We start from the raw sequence: 17056 nt of genomic DNA, 5'->3' as shown, positions 1-17056 counted from the left end.
TTGCTTGGTGACAATAGCCTTGTGGAACCACCTGATCCCATCCCGAACTCAGAAGTGAAACGCAAACGCGCCGATGGTAGTGTGGGGTCTCCCCATGTGAGAGTAGGTCATCGCCAAGCGCCTAATTATCTCATTGAGATGTAACGAAGCCAGCTGAATAAGCTGGCTTTTTTGCGTCTGCGATTTGTTAAATCAGCGTTAATACAGAACATTGTTCTATTCGTTTTAGCTCTGGTCATTTCGCTAGTTCTTTACGTTTTTTCCTTCCTTTATTTCAGGCTTTTATACTCTAAGTTCATTATTTACATCAAGATCTCGCTTAGTTTGATAAGTCCTTTTGCTTAGTGGTTAGTTTCCCGTTAGCATACAAAACTATTCACATTTTTGTTAAAGGCTGTCTGTTGCCTATGCTTCGTAAGCTTTCGCTCGCGGTACTGCTCCCTCTGTGTATGCTGACACTATATTTAGTGTTGGTCATAGGCGAGTACCTGTTTGAAAGCGATCAAGTGCGTGCTGAATTGGCGCAGCGACAATCGACACTGATAAAGCAGCAGTTGTTTCGGATGCAGAATGTGGTTCAATCGGCGCAGGCTTTACAGGATGTGGAGCGGATCGAGCAGGAGGTTTCCTTAGCAGCGCTGGATATGGGCACTATGGTTTATATCTTAGTTGATGCTGATAGCCGTATTCGTTTTGCAAACCATACTGTTTGGCGCGATAGCAATGCCATGCAAGTCATTGATGGTTATGATGCTACTCGTCATCGTGCAGTGGTTCAGGCTTTCCTGCCACAAATTCTCGTTAATCTCGAACGCTTAACCATTCAAGCATATTATCCCGTCTTGCCTCAGTATGGTGGTGCGGTTGATTTGATTTATCTTGAAGCCGATTTAGCGCCTTTAGTCGCCGAAGCTTCCGCTAAGTTACAACAACGTTTTATGCGGGTTTGGGGGCTGGGTGGATTATTACTGATAGGTTTTACCTTCATTCTCTATTTCCTGTTGATCCGTCCATTCCAAATATTAAGCGAGGCCGCTAAACAGGTAGGGACTTCTTCCTTTTCGACATCGATCCCTTGGAGCTCATCAGAAGTCCTATCATTGCAAGCCAGTTTGCAACAGGTACATGAACGTTTGAGTCGTGCCGTGAAACAGTTGAATGATAGCGAACTGCGCTGGCTGTTTGCAGTGGAAGGCTCGCGGAACGGTATTTGGGATTGGGATATCAGCACGGGTGAGGTTTTTCTTTCTGATCGCTGGAAAGAGATGATCGGTTATGCACCGGATGAATTAGCGGGCGTATTCCAGACTTGGGAAACGCGGTTACATCCCGATGATAGGGATATCGTACTTGATGCGTTGCAGGAGTACGTTAGCGGTAAAAGTAAGGAATTTGAAAGTGTCCATCGCCTGCGACATAGAGAGGGGCATTATGTGTGGGTGCTGGATCGCGGCATGTTGGTTGATTGGGACCCTCAAGGACGTCCGACTCGGATGATCGGCATTCATATGGATGTGTCAGAAAGTGCCAAGAACCATGCTGCGATTAATGAACTTGTGGATCAATCGGTTACGGGTCGTAAAATGTTGCCCGATGTCTTTATGGCGCGACTGTCGCAATTTTTAACCCAAGGTAATAGCTCTGGCCAATGGGGAGCATTGTTGCTTGTTGAGGTAGATAGATTAGGCTTGGTCGCGACTCTAAACTCCCACGAATTAGAGCGTTTACTCACGCAAGTGGCTGCACGTCTATCGAGTTATTTCACTGAGAATATTACCGTTGGTCGATTGGAGTCCGGTGATTTTGTTTTGCTGGCGAAAGACTTAGCGATTGATGCTTCAGTGGCTGCGCGTCGTGCTTTAGCGCTTGCGAGTGAGTTAAGGCAAGTGATTGCTCGACCATTCCATTACGGTCATCATCACTTTGAGCTCAGCGCGAATGTGGGGATTTGTTTGCTCGACAGCATAGAGACCTTAGATCCAGCTTTAGTCATGCGCCGCGCCGAGTTAGCAGCCTTGAGTGCTAAGCAACCTGGGCAAGCGGGATGCGCTTTCTATCATGCTGAGATGGATTTACGTCAGAGCCGTGATGAACAGTTACAACAGGAATTACAGGCGGCATTACAGCAAGATAGTATGACGTTAATGTTCCAACCTGTGATGAATGCGCACAGTGAATTGGTCTCGGCTGAAGTGCTCACGCGTTGGTATCGTGCCGATGGCGAGTTTATCCCACCTGCAGAGTTCGTGGCGTTAGCCGAACAGGGAGGAATGATTGCAGAACTCGATTTTTGGGTCGCTAATCGTGTGTGTCAGTTTATTCAGACATCCCATGCCCAAGGCCGGAGTTTACCGACTTTAACTCTTAATATCAGTGCATTCTCATTTGGTCAGGCAGATTTTGTTGATGCATTGGTTGCGTTAGTTAAAGAGCATGGCATTGTGGCTCATCAACTGGGTATTGAGCTCAATGAGGCCGCATTGTTAATGCAACCACAGTTTGTGGCTGAGCGCGTGTCTAAGTTAGTTGATGCAGGGATAGGCATCGTCCTCGATCATTTCGGTTCTGGATCGAGTGCTTTGAGTTGTTTAGCCAACCAGCCATTAGTTGCGGTTAAATTGGATATGAGTTGTATTGATTCATTAGCCGCAATGCCACAAAGAGTGAAGGCGTTAATTGTCTCTGCGCAGCAGTTTAATTTGCACGTGGTGGCTAAAGGCGTTGAATCACCCCAATACTATCAAGCCTTTGTTGAATTTGGCTGTGATGGTTATCAGGGCTATTTATTCAGCCGAGCGTTAAACCAAGTGGACTTTATCCAGCTTGTTTGTCCTCGTCCTTTATTGCGAAGCGTTTAAAGAAGTCGAGGGCATAATTTAAGGCTTGGTTCCGATAGGCGTCTTTTTCCATAAAAATCTCATGGGCAGCCCCTGCGATCACCTTCAATTGGCAATGAGTGCTCACCGCAAGATTCTGGGCTGCATTATCAACAATCTTATCTTCACTCGCTTGCAGTATCAGGATCGGCGTGCGAATTTGCGCTGTTGCCAGTACGCAGGTGTCTGCTGCATCTAAAGATTCTGTCAACCAACGGTTAGTTGGGGAACCGAGTTGTAACTTAGGGGCCGCGTCATACAAGTCTCGATAGGCTTGGTATCTACTTTGGCAATGGGTTAGCTCATTTCCTTTGAAGGGAACCGGTTTATAGTTCTGTCCTCCAAGCACATAGTTAGGTTCGCCGCCATTGAGAGTGGTATCGAGTTTACTGGCTAACCAGCGCACGAATGCTTTTGGCATAGGTAATTTGATGCCATACATGGGCGCTGAAAATGCCGCGGCGGTAAAAATATCGGGATGCTGTTTGAGATACAAAGTGCCAATCGCGCCGCCCATTGAATGGCCAAGTAGCATGAGTTGTTTGTAGTTTTGCGGTAACACTTTCTTTTGCATAAACAGTGCAAAATCATCGATATAATCATTGAATCTTCGCACGTGGCCCATGTGCGGATTGATTGTCATACGATCCGACAATCCTTGGCCACGGTGATCGATGGCATAAACTGAGTAACCCTGTTGGTACAAGTCGAAGACCAATTCTTGATACTTTAAATAGGATTCAACTCGGCCACTACTGAGAACGATTGCGGTATGCGCTTGGGGATGTTTGACCATCATATAAGCCAGCGTGATGCCATCAGCTGTGATCAGCGTGTCTTGAACAACGCTTTGCCAGAAGGCTTGCTGCTCTGAGGTATTTAAATCGTGTTCAGTCGAAAATGTCGCTTTGGCTTTGCTCATACTCAGTCGCAAATCATTTGGCTTGAATGGTTTGTTAGAGTGTAACAGACAACCATGGGAGTCTGAAAATACCGACTCCCATGAATTTCATTAACTTAGCGTGTCGCCTTTTTCGCTTCAATAAAATCATTGATTTGCTGTTCGAGGATCGACATAGGTACAGAGCCATTTTCGAGCACAGCATCGTGGAAGGCACGAATATCAAATTTGTCGCCGAGTTCCTGTTCTGCCTTGGCACGTAATCGTTTGATTGTTAACTCACCAATTTTGTAGGACAAGGCTTGTCCTGGCCACGAAATATAGCGGTCAATTTCGGTAGTGACATTGTGCAGTGATAGTGCGGTATTGCTGGCCATAAAGTCGATGGCTTGTTGACGACTCCATCCTTGGGCGTGCATGCCAGTATCTACGACTAAACGGGCCGCGCGCCACATTTCATAGGTTAAGCGCCCAAAGTTACTATATGGATCTTGGTAGAAACCAGCTTCTAAACCTAAATATTCGCAATATAACCCCCATCCTTCACCAAAGGCAGATATATAGCCATAACGACGGAAATCTGGGAGTGAGGTTAGCTCAGAGTTGAGTGATATTTGCAGATGATGACCAGGTACGGCTTCGTGCAAGGTTAAGGCTTCTAGCTCGTAGAGTGGGCGCTTATCCAATGCATAAGTGTTGACCCAGTAGTAACCGGGTTCATCATCGCTGTTCGATCCTGAATATCGCCCAGTGGTGTATTTCGGTGCAATTTCGGCGGGCACTGGCGCTATACCATAGGGTTGGCGTGGGAGTTTGCCGAAGTACTTAGGTAGCATGGCATCGGCTTTTTTGGCAATAAATGCCGCTTCTTTGAGTAACTGCTCGGCACTGGTGGTGTAGAACTGGGGATCGGTCCGCAGGAAATGTAAGAAGTCGGCAAAGTTGCCTTTAAAGCCAACGGACTTGATGATTTGCTCCATTTCTTGGCGGATACGTTGTACTTCTTTTAAGCCCAGTTCATGCACTTGCGTCGACGTCATATTCAAGGTCGTATAATAACGTACCCTATTCTCATAAAATTCTGCGCCGTTAGGTAAACTACTGGCCGCGATATTTTCCCGTGCATTGGGAATGTACTCTTTAGTCATGAAATCATAAAAGTTTTGGTACAGAGGTAGAACTTTTTGCTCAACTAAAGCGCGGCCTTCTTGGGTCAGCTGAGTTTTTTGTGCCTCAGTGAAATAGCTGGGATATTGAGTAAAAGGTTTGAAATAACTGCTCTTTTCAACAGGGACGATATAAGCACTGATACTGTCTTCAAAGCCATTGAGTGTTACTTTTGGCGGCGTTATTCCCTCGGCTAATCCTTGTTTTAGCCAGTGGGTTTGCTGGGCGAAATAGGTAGGGAGAGTATTGAGTTTGGCAATATAGTTGCGGTAATCCTCAAGGGTGCTGAATCTTCCCTGTGCGATTGACGTGATATAAGCGTGGAAGCCGCTTTCCGCCGTAATGGGCAGGTAATAATCCTTGAAACGATATAGGTCGACATCGTTTTGGATCTGATCTTCCAGTATTTGAGCGTTAATCTTATCTTCTTTACTCAAACTGCTGCGGTCGAGTACTTTGAGCTGCGCTAGTACTGCGATTTGACCTTGATTAAGCTTAGCGAGCGCGGCTGGCGAGAGATCCGCTAATTTTCCTGCTGCACTGGCATCGCCCATGCTGTAAGCCATTTCAGGACTCGCACTGAGCTGTAATTGCCAGCTCTGGTCGATAATCGCCTGCAGCGCGGGAGCTATGGGCTCAACTTGCGATTGTGTTGTCGATATTGCCTGTGGCGCTGCGGTTTGGCTATTTTCTGTGGTTTGAGTGGCAGTGCAGGCGCTTAATGCGCATATCAATAAACTGGGGGTTAAGAGTTTATGCATAGTCGATCTCTGATATTTTCGTTGTTATTGAAGTCATTATGCCTGATGAATACGGCAGTTCCTTGTATGGATATTAAGCAGAATTGTGACTGAATGTGAATTTAAATGCGTTTGGCGCATAAATGCCCCTGAAAATGCGTGTTAAACTTAGTGTCCGCCCGCGACCAAATAACAAAAGCATTGGCTGGGTAGTTCAAATAGGGGTTAAATATGATTGATACATCCATTCCATTGGTGGAGCTGCATCGTCACCTAGACGGTAATGTGCGAGTAAACACCATTTGGGAACTAGGACACCAACACGGCATTGCGCTACCTGCCGATACTTTAGAGACTCTCGCACCTTTTGTGCAAATTCAGGGGAAAGAAACTAGCTTAGTCGCCTTCTTAAAGAAGCTCGATTGGATGGTTGGCGTACTCGCTGACTTAGATGCGGTTAAACGCGTTGCCTATGAAAACGTTGCCGATGCGGCGTTGTCTGGCTTAGATTACGCTGAGTTACGTTTTAGTCCTTACTATATGGCGATGAACCATAAGTTACCGATTGAAGGCGTAGTTGAAGCGGTAGTCGACGGCGTTAAAGCGGGCTTAAAAGACTATAACGTGAAGATCAATTTGATTGGTATTTTGTCACGTTCATTCGGTCAAGCCGCTTGTACTCAAGAACTTGAAGGCTTACTCGCCCATAAACAACATCTCGTGGCTATGGACTTAGCTGGCGATGAAATGGGCTTCCCTGGCGAGTTATTTAACGATCACTTTAAACGTGTTCGTGATGCAGATCTTGCGATTACGGCTCACGCCGGTGAAGCCGCGGGTTCGCAAAGTATGTGGCAAGCGATTCAAGAACTTGGCGCGACGCGAATTGGCCACGGGGTGAACGCGATTCACGATCCTAAGTTGATGGAATATCTCGCTAAGCACCGTATTGGTATCGAATCTTGCCCAACCAGTAACTTGCATACTTCTACAGTCGCTTCTTACGCTGAGCATCCTTTTAGAACTTTTATGGATGCAGGCGTATTGATCAACTTAAATACCGATGATCCCGGTGTGAGCGCTATCGACATTAATCATGAGTATCGTATTGCTAAATCCGAACTCAAATTAACCGATGCCGAATTGGCGCAGGTGCAACGCAACGGCGTTGAAATGGCGTTTTTATCCGATAGTGAGCGTAAAGCGCTGTATGCCGCTAAGGTATAAGCTCTGAGTCATTACTAAAAATAGCTATAAATAAAAAATCCGACTCTAGAGTCGGATTTTTTATGAGCGTTCGCGAGTGCAGCGATAAGCGCTTTAGATCACGCGCGAGAACTGTTGCTGACGCGCTTTTTGACGATAGTAAAGGTCGAAACACATACAGATATTGCGGATCAATAAACGGCCTGTTGGGCTAATAGTGATCTGTCTGTCGACGATTTCAACTAACTTGTCATCGATAAATGTCTGCATTAACTTAAGATCTTCCGCGAAATAGGTTTCGAAGTTAATCCCCAATTTTTCATCAATTTTCGCCATATCCAGTTCGAAATGGCAAATCAGCTGTTTAATCACTACGCGGCGGATTTCATCGTCACGGTTCAGGCTACAACCTTTCCACAAAGCATGGCCTTCCTTATCTATGGCTTCATAGTAAGGGCGGATATCTTTCTGGTTTTGCGCATAGCAGTCGCCAATCTGGCTGATGGACGACACGCCAAGACCTAACAAATCGCATTCTTCTTGGGTGGTATAACCTTGGAAGTTGCGGTGCAGTCTGCCTTCGCGCTGTAACTTGGCTAACTCGTCATCGGGTTTAGCAAAGTGGTCCATACCGATATATTGGTAGCCAGCGCCAGTTAAGGTCTCGATAGTTTGGTGCAGCATTTCGAGTTTTTGTTTTGGCGAAGGTAAATGCTCGTCTTTGATCTTACGTTGTGCAGCAAAGCGCGCAGGTAAGTGAGCATAGTTAAATACCGACAGACGGTCAGGCGATAAATCTAAAACGCGCTGCATAGTGACGGCAAAGGTTTCTGGCGTTTGGTGTGGCAAACCATAGATTAAATCTATGTTGGTCGACACAAAACCCATGGCTTTCGCTTTGGCCATCAAGTCGAAGATAAATTGCTCGTCTTGTTCGCGATTAACGGCAATTTGTACTTCTTTATTGAAATCTTGTACGCCGATGGAGATCCGGTTAAAACCCGCTTCTTTCAACGTGTCGAGCATTGACAGTTCTATCTCGCGAGGATCGACTTCAATTGAGTACTCGCCTTCTTCCGCAAAGTTAAAGTTAGCTTTAATCAATGACGTAAGTTTAAGAATCTGCTCAGGATTTAAGAACGTAGGTGTACCGCCGCCCCAATGCATTTGGGTCACACTGTAATGTTTAAACAGGGGCGCACGTTTGATAATTTCTTGGCTCAAATATTCAATGTACTGATCGGCTTTGTGTTGGTGGCGGGTGATGACTTTATTACAGCCGCAGTAATAACAAAGCTTGGCGCAGAACGGGATATGAATATACAGCGACAGTTTATCGCTTTTGCTATTTTCAATGGCCGTCAGCAGGTTTTGTTCGGTGAATGTGTCATCGAACTCCAATGCCGTTGGGTAAGAGGTATAACGGGGACCGCTGTAGTTATACTTTTCGATCATCGACTGATCCCAGCTAATCTGAGTGGGCTGCTTCAAGGCGTGTCCTCCGTGGGTAAATTAGCAACAAGCGAAGTATGCAAGGTTCTTAAGTAAATAACCTTGATCTAGGTTGTAAAAATGACGTCTGTCTTTTTAGAAGTTACGCAATATCTATCAAAAAAGTACGCTTGTCTGTCGATATGTGGTGGTTTTGTGCGCAGGCTCACGGGAGAAAGCAGAGTAAGATTTGAGTGGGTTTTATCGAGATGACCTCAAAACCACAACATAAGTGGTCTTGAGGTATAACAATGAGCGGGTTTAATGCATCGCTTTGGCTTGGTAATCCGCCAGTTTTTTCGCGTCATCACTAATGCCTTGCTCTAATGCCGCTTCGGACTTCATTCTGATCAAGTCTAACTTCATCCTTTCTTGCTTAGGCAAGGCTTGGCGAGCATCCATGATGGGATGATCTTTAATTAGCTCAAAGTGTTTGAATAATGAAGGGTAATAGGGAGCCACGCGCTCACTCAATGACAGGATTTCAAATAATCGCCCAATTCTGACCACACCTTCAGAGATCTCACAGCGGTCTTCAATCATGGCTGTGGCGATATAGCGGATATCATCTAAAACTTGGGCGCGTTTTGCATTCGCCGTGACTTCACGTTCGGCCTGCTGACGCTTTTTTTGCTGCTTGAGTTTTAGGATTAAGAAGGTGGCGTAGCTACTAAGCGCTACTATGATGATAAAACCGAGAATAATGATAGCCGTAGACACAGAGACTCCTTATATGAATGGCATAAGGAGCACAGCTAAAAAACTGAGTTCCCTATGCCTTAGCACTGAGAGGTTTAGAACTTGTCTTGATAATCTTTCAGTAAGTCGGCGCCTGATTCGAACTTGTCGAACAACTCATCGTCAGACAAAGACTTAGCTGGTGATGAAGGTGCATCATCATCCATATCATCGCTAATACCCAGTTTAACCATCAGAGCTTCTATCTTATTCAGCTGTTGATCTAACCATTTTTGGTCAACATCGTTGAGATCACGGCCTTCTTCAAGCATATCTAACAGCTGATTTAGTCTTGGATCTTCTTCCAATTTCAGCAGTTTTTGCTCGTCAGTCAGCTTAGCTTGTTTCACTTTTGGCTGAGCGGCTTTATCTGTAACCACTGCCGCTGGAATCGCTAAAGCAATAGGCTTCTTGCTGCCATGACGCGGGTCTTTTTTCTTCGCGGCCTGCTGTTGCGGCGCTTGCGCTAAAATTAAGCTTTCGTTATGACGACTGCCTGATTTATTGCCAGAATCTTTACGTTTGCCAGTCGCTACAGCGCGATCTTGCTTCTTCACTCTTGGCTGTAACTTAGGGCTGTTCTCGCCGCCCTTGCGTGTTTTCTTGCTACGAGACATGGTCTTCTCAATTGTTTACAACGTATGGCCCCGTAGACTAAGGTTGAGCTTGTCTACAAGGTGCGAAATTAGGCCGAGTGTTATACCAGATTATGATGTTTTTTGCATCAAAACGAGGTCCTTTGCGGCAAATAATAGTTCAAAATCGCTATTGTTTGCTAGGTACTCGAAGGTTTGTCGCTGGTAAAAGCTCACATGGGTGAGGTTGTTCTTGTAATGCCACTTAGCAAAACCATCTAATTCAGTCAGTAACGGTGTGCTTATCGCTAACCAACCACCTGGATGAAGTAGTCGAGAGAGTAAGGCCCACTCTTTTATTGGGTACTGAAAATGCTCAAAAACGCGATAACAGCAGATAAAATCATATTCTTGCTTTAACACATCATGATTCGGGGCAAAAAAGGGATCGTATTGGTTTAACTTGTGGCCCGCATTTTCTATGGTCGCCAAACTCTCATTATCGAGTATGCGTCCAAAATTCAATCCTAATAAACGACCAGCTTGCTGCTGCTCTAATTGCGCTAACAGCGGCAAGATAAATTGCGATAGCTGCTTTTGCTTCAACGCAATGCGTGAACGACCGTATCTTTGTTTCTCTGCCGCGGGTGGTAAATGGCTATTGGCATCCGCAAAGGTTAACTCACATGTCTTGCAAACATAAAAACTCCGTTTTTTATCTTGATGAAGGAGTTGTGTCTGACTGTTATGACAAAGAGGGCATCTGGGCATTGAGTCTGCTGAAGTGGTTATTAAGGCTTTGATTGTACCAATTATATTGGTCGAGTGCACATTTTAGACACTGGTGGTGTATTTACACCAAAGAAAAAAGGCGGCAGTTAAACTGCCGCCTTACAAAGGGTGCTTTAGCACCTTATCCTGATTCCAAGTATCCATACTTGCTATGCGACTTTCCCGGTCGGTATCCTTCTTTTTTTTACTGCTTTCCCTGCATTATTTTTGTTAATGGTCTTCCAGACACTTTATTTTTTTCTGTCGCCATCCTGACCACAGTTTCCGTAGATGGTCTCGCGACACATCATTGTATAGCATCGTCATCATTGACGTTTAGTTAACCATCCATGTTATTTAAGTACCTTCCAGTGATAACAAGCATCCAGCCAGTGCATCCTAAGCTTATCGCTTCCTTTGCTACAGTTTACATCATGTAAACTGTGTCCTGATGGGGCAAGTTACCCTGAGTGTAAGGCGTTTTGCTAGAAGCAAATTGGCGTTATCGGCCATCCCTTACAAAATTGTGCTGACCTGGATTTCAAGTGGAAATCACGACTCTTGTTATTATTAGAGAGTGGTCTTAAGTATATTATTGTTATTGAGTGTCTTTATTCTTATATCTTGAATGTTAATTATACCGAAACCTGTAAGTTATTATTAATCTTTTTGTACAAACAGATGGGTTTATCTCGGTACGGGGCTTATTAAACCCAAATCTGTGATCTATGTCAAGCAGGAATCTTATGCAGTTTACGTTCACGTCAACTTGGTGGTGTAAGAAAAGGGTGATAATACACCCTTTTCTTAACTGACTAAGATTATTTCAGGCTAGAAAGATACTTAGATAGTGCGTCGATATCGCTATCGCTTAGCTTTTTAGCCACATCTTGCATCATGCCGTTCAGATCATTATGACGACCCGCTTCACGGAATTTTGTCAGTTGGATCTTGATGTAGTTGGCGTGTTGGCCAGCCAATGTTGGGAAGCCTGCAAGTTCAGCGCCTTTACCATCTGGGCCATGACATGCCATACAAGCGGTAATGCCACGTGAAACATCGCCACCTTTGTAAAGTTTAGCGCCTAACTCAGGGACATCTTTCGCTTCAGCCACTTGGATTACTTGGCTAGAAAAATATGCAGTAATGTCGAGAATATCCTGATCGCTTAGAGGCATTGCCATGCCACTCATGATAGGATCCATACGACCGTCTTTACCGCCAGTTTGCGCTGCACTACGGAAATCATGTAGTTGCTTTTGGAGGTAAGTGGCGTGTTGGCCCGCAAGTTTAGGGTACATATCGATCATACTGTTACCGTCCATACCATGGCAGGCTGAACAGACAATGATTTTCGTTTTTCCCGCTTCAGCATTACCTTCAGCAATCGCAGGTGAAGATATGGCGGCAATTACAACAGACAGCGCAAGAGCTAGCTTTTTCATGGCGTTCCAACTTCTGGTTAAGATTATTATCCTGAGCTTACTAGGGTGACCCGCAAGCGTGGTAAAATATGATTAATGTGATCGGAGTAATATTTTACACGAAAACGTGGAAAAGTAAGTAATTCTTCATAAATTATGGTATTGCGTAAAAAAATTTCGGAGTAAATAGTGACTGAATCTCGTATAGATTTTCGTAGGGCAAAGTTTTTAATCAGTGCACCTGACATTGCACATTTGGATCAATATCTGCCCGGCGATGTTGGAGTTGAGATTGCATTTGCTGGCCGCTCTAATGCTGGAAAGTCTAGTGCACTCAATGCATTAACTGAGCAAAAAAGTTTAGCAAGAACCAGTAAAACCCCTGGCCGAACTCAATTAATTAACGTATTTGAGTTAGATGCTCAGCGTCGTTTAGTTGACTTACCTGGCTATGGTTTTGCACAAGTCCCGCTTGCGTTGAAAAATAAATGGCAGCAGGCATTAGGTGAATATTTGCAAAAACGCGCTTGTTTAAGTGGCGTGGTTGTCTTGATGGATATACGTCATCCACTAAAAGATCTCGATATGCAGATGATCGAGTGGGCGGTTGCCAGTGAAATCCCTGTGTTAGCTTTGCTGACCAAGTCAGACAAATTAGCTCAAAGCGCTAAGATGAAAACGGTAAATGAAGTGCGTCTAGCGTTGAGTGAGTTTGGTGACTGGGTACAAGTTGAGCCTTTCTCATCGCTTAAAGGAACCGGTAAGCCTAAAGTGTTGGCTATTCTAAATGAATGGTGTCATCCGCAATGGTTGACTGATGAGTTAGATGCGGCGAACAACGCCGAATAATATTGCCTGTTTTGGCATACATGGTCGAGTTTGATTGTGTATGCCGCCCCTCTGTTTTCCTGTAATTTTTCCTTATCTTTCCCTCTTGTTAAGCTTTTATCCCTATTAACTTTTCGTCAATTTCAGGCAAAAAAATAGCCGATGACAGTGTCACCGGCCAAAAATATTAGCTCTTTTGGGGAGAAGCTAAATTCAACAAGACTCAAGCACCACCAAATTAGCTTCAATGGTTCTCAATGAAACTAGCATACAGCCAATTTACTTTTTATTAAAGTAAATACTCTAAAATTTACCTAAAGTCTGAAAAAAGAGCAAAAAAAAGCCTCAGCAAACAAGTTGCTGAGGCGCCAGAATTTGGCTCATCACTATAAGTGAAATAAAGGTCTGAAAGATAGAACATCTTAACCTCTGTACCCTACGCAGAGAATATTACTCCATTTATCTTTAAATGGAAAACAGTTTTTTCAAAAAAGAGGTAATTATGTGCGCTTGATCTCAGGTTGTGAGTGAAAAAGCATCTTAAATTGATCTTAAAATTTCATTAAAAATGCTTAATCGGCTGATTTAGCGGGGTAATCCGAAATTTATATACAAAAGAGATCAATATTTGAGATTTAATGTTTTTACTCTAAATCTGGCTTAATGTTTTAGTGTACGCGTGAGAGAACAACCGTTATGACTGCTTTTGAGCATATATGGCTGGCTTTAACGCCGTTTCGATTCGTGTAATCACACCCTTGAGTCTCCATCTGCTGCGGCAGTGTATCGATGAGCTCTACTGCTAAATGTATCAGGTAAAGATTGTGTGGTAGTGAGTTATGCATATTGCTGCCGATGAAGTTGCATCGTACTTAATGCACTAGTATTTGTGGGGTAAGGAATGTTTGGTTGCGAGTCATGGTTTGTGTCGTCTGTTAAGTTGCGCTGCGCTTAACGAACTAGCGTGTTCGGAATACAGATTGTTTGGCTGTGAGTCATACATTATGTCGCCAGTTAAGTCGCGCCGAACTTGATGGTCTAATACGTGTGGAGTCGAGATTGCTTCGTTGAGAGTCATACATTGTGCTGCCGATGCAGTGTTTCTTAACTTAATGATCTGATTTGTATTGTGAAAAGATAATTTTCGCACAGTGATGAAAGGGACTCAGTATTGATGTGCTTAGAGATGATTAAGACGGGAGAGAGCTAACCTGAGTTCAAAATATTGAATTCAGGTTAGCTTTATTTACTTTAAATTATATTGATAGTGTTGGTTTTGATGTCACTAAGGTTAGTGGGCTTCATCCCAGTTATTACCAATGCCCGCTTCGGCAAGCAGTTCAACATCGAGATCGGCGGCTTGTGCCATTAAAGTACAGATTGTCTTTTTAAGCGCTTCTGCTTTATCCGCATCGACTTCAAACACCAATTCATCGTGAACCTGCATGATCATAGTGATTTCGCCTTGGGTTTCTGTCTTGATCCACTGGGCGATATTGATCATGGCCTTTTTGATGATGTCGGCAGCCGTGCCTTGCATTGGGGCATTAATCGCAGCACGTTCAGCACCTTGGCGGCGCATCGCATTACGATCACGGATTTCGGGTAAATAGAGGCGACGGCCAAACAGAGTCGATACATAACCTAGGTCGGCAGCCCCCGCACGCGTTTCTTCCATATAGCGTAATACGCCAGGATAGCGGGCAAAGTAGGTGTCGATATAGGTTTGTGCTTCGTGGCGTGGGATATCGAGCTGACGCGCTAAACCAAAGGCTGACATGCCGTAAATTAAGCCGAAGTTAACCGCTTTGGCGCGGCGACGCTGTTCTGTGGTTACTTCATCAAAGTCCGTGCCAAACACTTCGGCAGCCGTAGCTCTGTGAATGTCTTTGCCCTCGGCGAAGGCTTTGAGTAAGCCGGCATCTTGGGATAAATGCGCCATGATCCGTAGTTCGATTTGCGAGTAGTCGGCTGCTAAAATTTTACGACCATCAGGTGCGATAAAGGCTTGGCGAATACGGCGACCTTCTTCGGTGCGGATAGGAATATTCTGCAGGTTAGGCTCGCTCGATGATAAGCGTCCTGTTGCCGCATTGGCCTGATGATAGCTAGTGTGCACACGACCCGTTTTAGCGTTGACCATTAGTGGCAGTTTATCTGTGTAAGTGCTCTTTAATTTAGATAGGCTGCGATGTTCGAGGATCACCTTTGGCAGAGGGAAATCTAACGCCAATTCGACCAACACTTCTTCCGCGGTCGATGGTGCGCCCTTGGGGGTCTTTTTGGTGATCGGATAACCTAGCTTTTCAAAAAACAATACTTGCAGTTGCTTAGGCGAACCAAGGTTAAATTTCTCACCGGCAATGTCGTAGGCTTTCTCTTCTAAGGTATCGATTTTACGCGCCAGCTCATCGCTTTGTTGGCCGAGTAACATGCTATCGATTAATACCCCTTGGCGTTCAATATCCGACAATACTTGGATGAGCGGCAATTCGACTTCGGTAAACATAGCGGCCAGTTCCGCTTCTTTTTCGAGTCTTGGCCACAAATGTTGGTGTAAACGCAGGGTGATGTCGGCATCTTCGGCCGCATAAGGCGCAGCCGTTTCCAGTGGAATTTGGTTGAAGGTCAGCTGTTTTGCACCTTTACCGGCGATTTCTTCGAAGCTGATATTTTTATGGCCTAAGTACTTGAGTGCTAAGCCATCCATATCATGGCGCGAAGCCACTGAGTTGAATATATAGGATTCGAGCATAGTATCGAAAGCGACGCCCTGCAGTTTGATCCCCGCATTGGCTAAAATACTGATATCGTACTTAAGATTTTGACCGACTTTCTTAAGTTTTGGATCCTCAAGCAGTGGACGCAGTTTTTCTAGCGCGACGGTTTTATTGATTTGAGTCGGCGCGCCAACATAATCATGGGTCAAAGGCAGATAAGCCGCTTTTCCTGCCTCAACGGCGAAGGAGATCCCGACTAATTCCGCCACCATGTAATCTAAGCTGGTGGTTTCGGTATCTACTGCCATCAAGTCGGCTTTTTTAAGCTTAGCAATCCAAGCGTCTAATTCAGCTTCCGTGAGAATGCAGTCGTACTGCGTTGCAATCGCTTCGACTGGAGTCGAGTCTTCCTGTGTCTCGGATGCCGCATCAATTGGGGTATTTGCAGTGATTTTATTATCTAAGACTTCGGCTAACCAACGCTTAAACTCCATCTCGCCGTAGCATTTGATCAGTTCATCTTTGTCCGCAGGCTTGATGGTGAGTTCGTGCCAGTCTTGCTCAAGTTCGACATCGGTTTTGATGGTGGCGAGTTCGTAAGAAAGCTTGAGCATGTCGGCATTTTCAATGATCTTCGCCGCCATGGTTTTAGAACCCCTAAAGCCTAGCTCGGCGACTTTTTCGGGCTCCGCTAATAAGTTACTCACGCTGCCGGCTCCTGTGAGCATAGCGAGCGCTGTTTTCTCACCAACGCCGGGTAAGCCGGGAATGTTATCGGCCTTGTCGCCCATCAGCGCGAGCAAATCTATGATACGGTCTGGACCAACACCAAATTTAATCGCGACTTCTTCTGGGCCCATTATGGTGTCTGTCATGGTGTTGATGAGCGTGACGTTCTCATCGACTAACTGCGCCATGTCTTTATCGCCAGTGCTGATAAGCACTGCACGGTTTTCTAAACTGGCTTGGCGAGCAATAGTGCCGATCACGTCATCGGCTTCGACGCCGGAAATCGAAATCAGTGGTAAACCCAGTGCACGAATAATGCGGTGTAAAGGTTCGATTTGCGAACGTAGGTCATCAGGCATAGGTGGGCGCTGTGCTTTGTATTCGCTGTACATGTCATTGCGGAAGGTTTTGCCCTTGGCATCGAACACGACTGCGATATGGCTTGGCTGATAGCGAGTCAGCAAGCTGCGTAACATATTCACTACGCCATAAACGGCACCGGTTGCTTCGCCCTTTGAGTTTGTCAGGTGAGGAGGCGCATAATAAGCGCGATATAAATAAGAAGATCCATCCACAAGCACAAGTGGGTTTTTAGCGACGGTTGGCATAAGTATTTTTCGTTTATCGATGACTTAGATGGCGCTAAGCATGCCACATAAGCGCTATTTCAGCCACGGCAAAATGATTCCCAGCCTGTGGATAAGTCTGTGAGTGAAAAAGTCAACTGAGAATAATGGCGATGATTACGGCTTAGTGCGATATTTTTAAGTTGTTGTTTTTTATATTTATAAAAGATTTGTGTGAGTTCAATACTGTTTCTTAAAAAATCTTCCCAATTTGTGGATTTTTTATTGACTCCGTAAAATACATCTAAGGATTGGCTTAATTTT

At 44.9% G+C, this 17056-nt stretch carries 11 protein-coding genes and 1 rRNA gene; 4 read left to right on the top strand and 8 right to left on the bottom strand.

All coding sequences use genetic code 11. The features are described 5' to 3' along the window. Positions 1-3: 3 nt before the first annotated feature. Positions 4-119, top strand: a 5S ribosomal RNA gene (gene rrf / locus MO387_RS07270). A gap of 288 nt (positions 120-407) precedes the next feature. Further along, positions 408-2858 carry a GGDEF domain-containing phosphodiesterase gene (locus MO387_RS07265; RefSeq protein ID WP_242326161.1) on the top strand — a complete coding sequence of 817 codons (2451 nt, stop codon included), beginning with the start codon at positions 408-410 and terminating at the stop codon, positions 2856-2858. Here MO387_RS07265 and MO387_RS07260 read toward each other — a convergent pair. Then, a complete protein-coding gene (locus tag MO387_RS07260; RefSeq protein WP_242326159.1) occupies positions 2815-3798 on the bottom strand; it encodes an alpha/beta fold hydrolase in 984 nt (327 codons plus the stop codon). The two genes, MO387_RS07265 and MO387_RS07260, sit on opposite strands and share 44 nt — an antisense overlap. A gap of 95 nt (positions 3799-3893) precedes the next feature. After that, positions 3894-5705, bottom strand: a complete 1812-nt coding sequence (locus tag MO387_RS07255; protein WP_242326157.1) for a DUF885 domain-containing protein — start codon at positions 5703-5705, stop codon at positions 3894-3896. A gap of 210 nt (positions 5706-5915) precedes the next feature. Between MO387_RS07255 and add the strand changes: the two genes are divergently transcribed. Then, entirely contained in the window at positions 5916-6911 is a 996-nt protein-coding gene (gene add, locus MO387_RS07250) for an adenosine deaminase (RefSeq protein ID WP_242326155.1), read from the top strand. 93 nt (positions 6912-7004) lie between these two features. Here add and hemN read toward each other — a convergent pair whose 3' ends face one another. The 5 genes from hemN to MO387_RS07225 form a co-directional block, all read right to left on the bottom strand. Continuing rightward, positions 7005-8381, bottom strand: a complete 1377-nt coding sequence (hemN, locus tag MO387_RS07245) for an oxygen-independent coproporphyrinogen III oxidase (protein ID WP_006084752.1) — start codon at positions 8379-8381, stop codon at positions 7005-7007. A 261-nt stretch (positions 8382-8642) separates the two neighbouring features. Beyond that, positions 8643-9101: a DUF2489 domain-containing protein gene (locus MO387_RS07240; RefSeq protein WP_242326154.1), complete on the bottom strand. Its 459-nt coding sequence runs from the start codon at positions 9099-9101 to the stop codon at positions 8643-8645. Positions 9102-9175: 74 nt separating this feature from the next. Continuing rightward, positions 9176-9736, bottom strand: a complete 561-nt coding sequence (gene yihI, locus MO387_RS07235; protein ID WP_006079359.1) for a Der GTPase-activating protein YihI — start codon at positions 9734-9736, stop codon at positions 9176-9178. A 90-nt stretch (positions 9737-9826) separates the two neighbouring features. After that, a complete protein-coding gene (locus MO387_RS07230; RefSeq protein ID WP_107950056.1) occupies positions 9827-10465 on the bottom strand; it encodes a class I SAM-dependent methyltransferase in 639 nt (212 codons plus the stop codon). A gap of 821 nt (positions 10466-11286) precedes the next feature. Further along, entirely contained in the window at positions 11287-11910 is a 624-nt protein-coding gene (locus tag MO387_RS07225; RefSeq protein WP_006079361.1) for a c-type cytochrome, read from the bottom strand. Positions 11911-12078: 168 nt separating this feature from the next. Between MO387_RS07225 and yihA the strand changes: the two genes are divergently transcribed. Continuing rightward, a complete protein-coding gene (gene yihA, locus MO387_RS07220) occupies positions 12079-12738 on the top strand; it encodes a ribosome biogenesis GTP-binding protein YihA/YsxC (protein WP_006079362.1) in 660 nt (219 codons plus the stop codon). Between the two features lie 1270 nt (positions 12739-14008). Here yihA and polA read toward each other — a convergent pair. Then, complete coding sequence (gene polA / locus MO387_RS07215) at positions 14009-16774, bottom strand: DNA polymerase I (protein ID WP_242326152.1); 2766 nt, start codon at positions 16772-16774, stop codon at positions 14009-14011. Between the last annotated feature and the right edge of the window lie 282 nt (positions 16775-17056).

This window comes from Shewanella sp. N2AIL (assembly GCF_022690845.1).
GTDB lineage: Bacteria > Pseudomonadota > Gammaproteobacteria > Enterobacterales > Shewanellaceae > Shewanella > Shewanella baltica.
The sequence above is the reverse complement of the archived record's forward strand: the minus strand, read 5'-3'. Positions and strand labels throughout refer to the sequence as shown.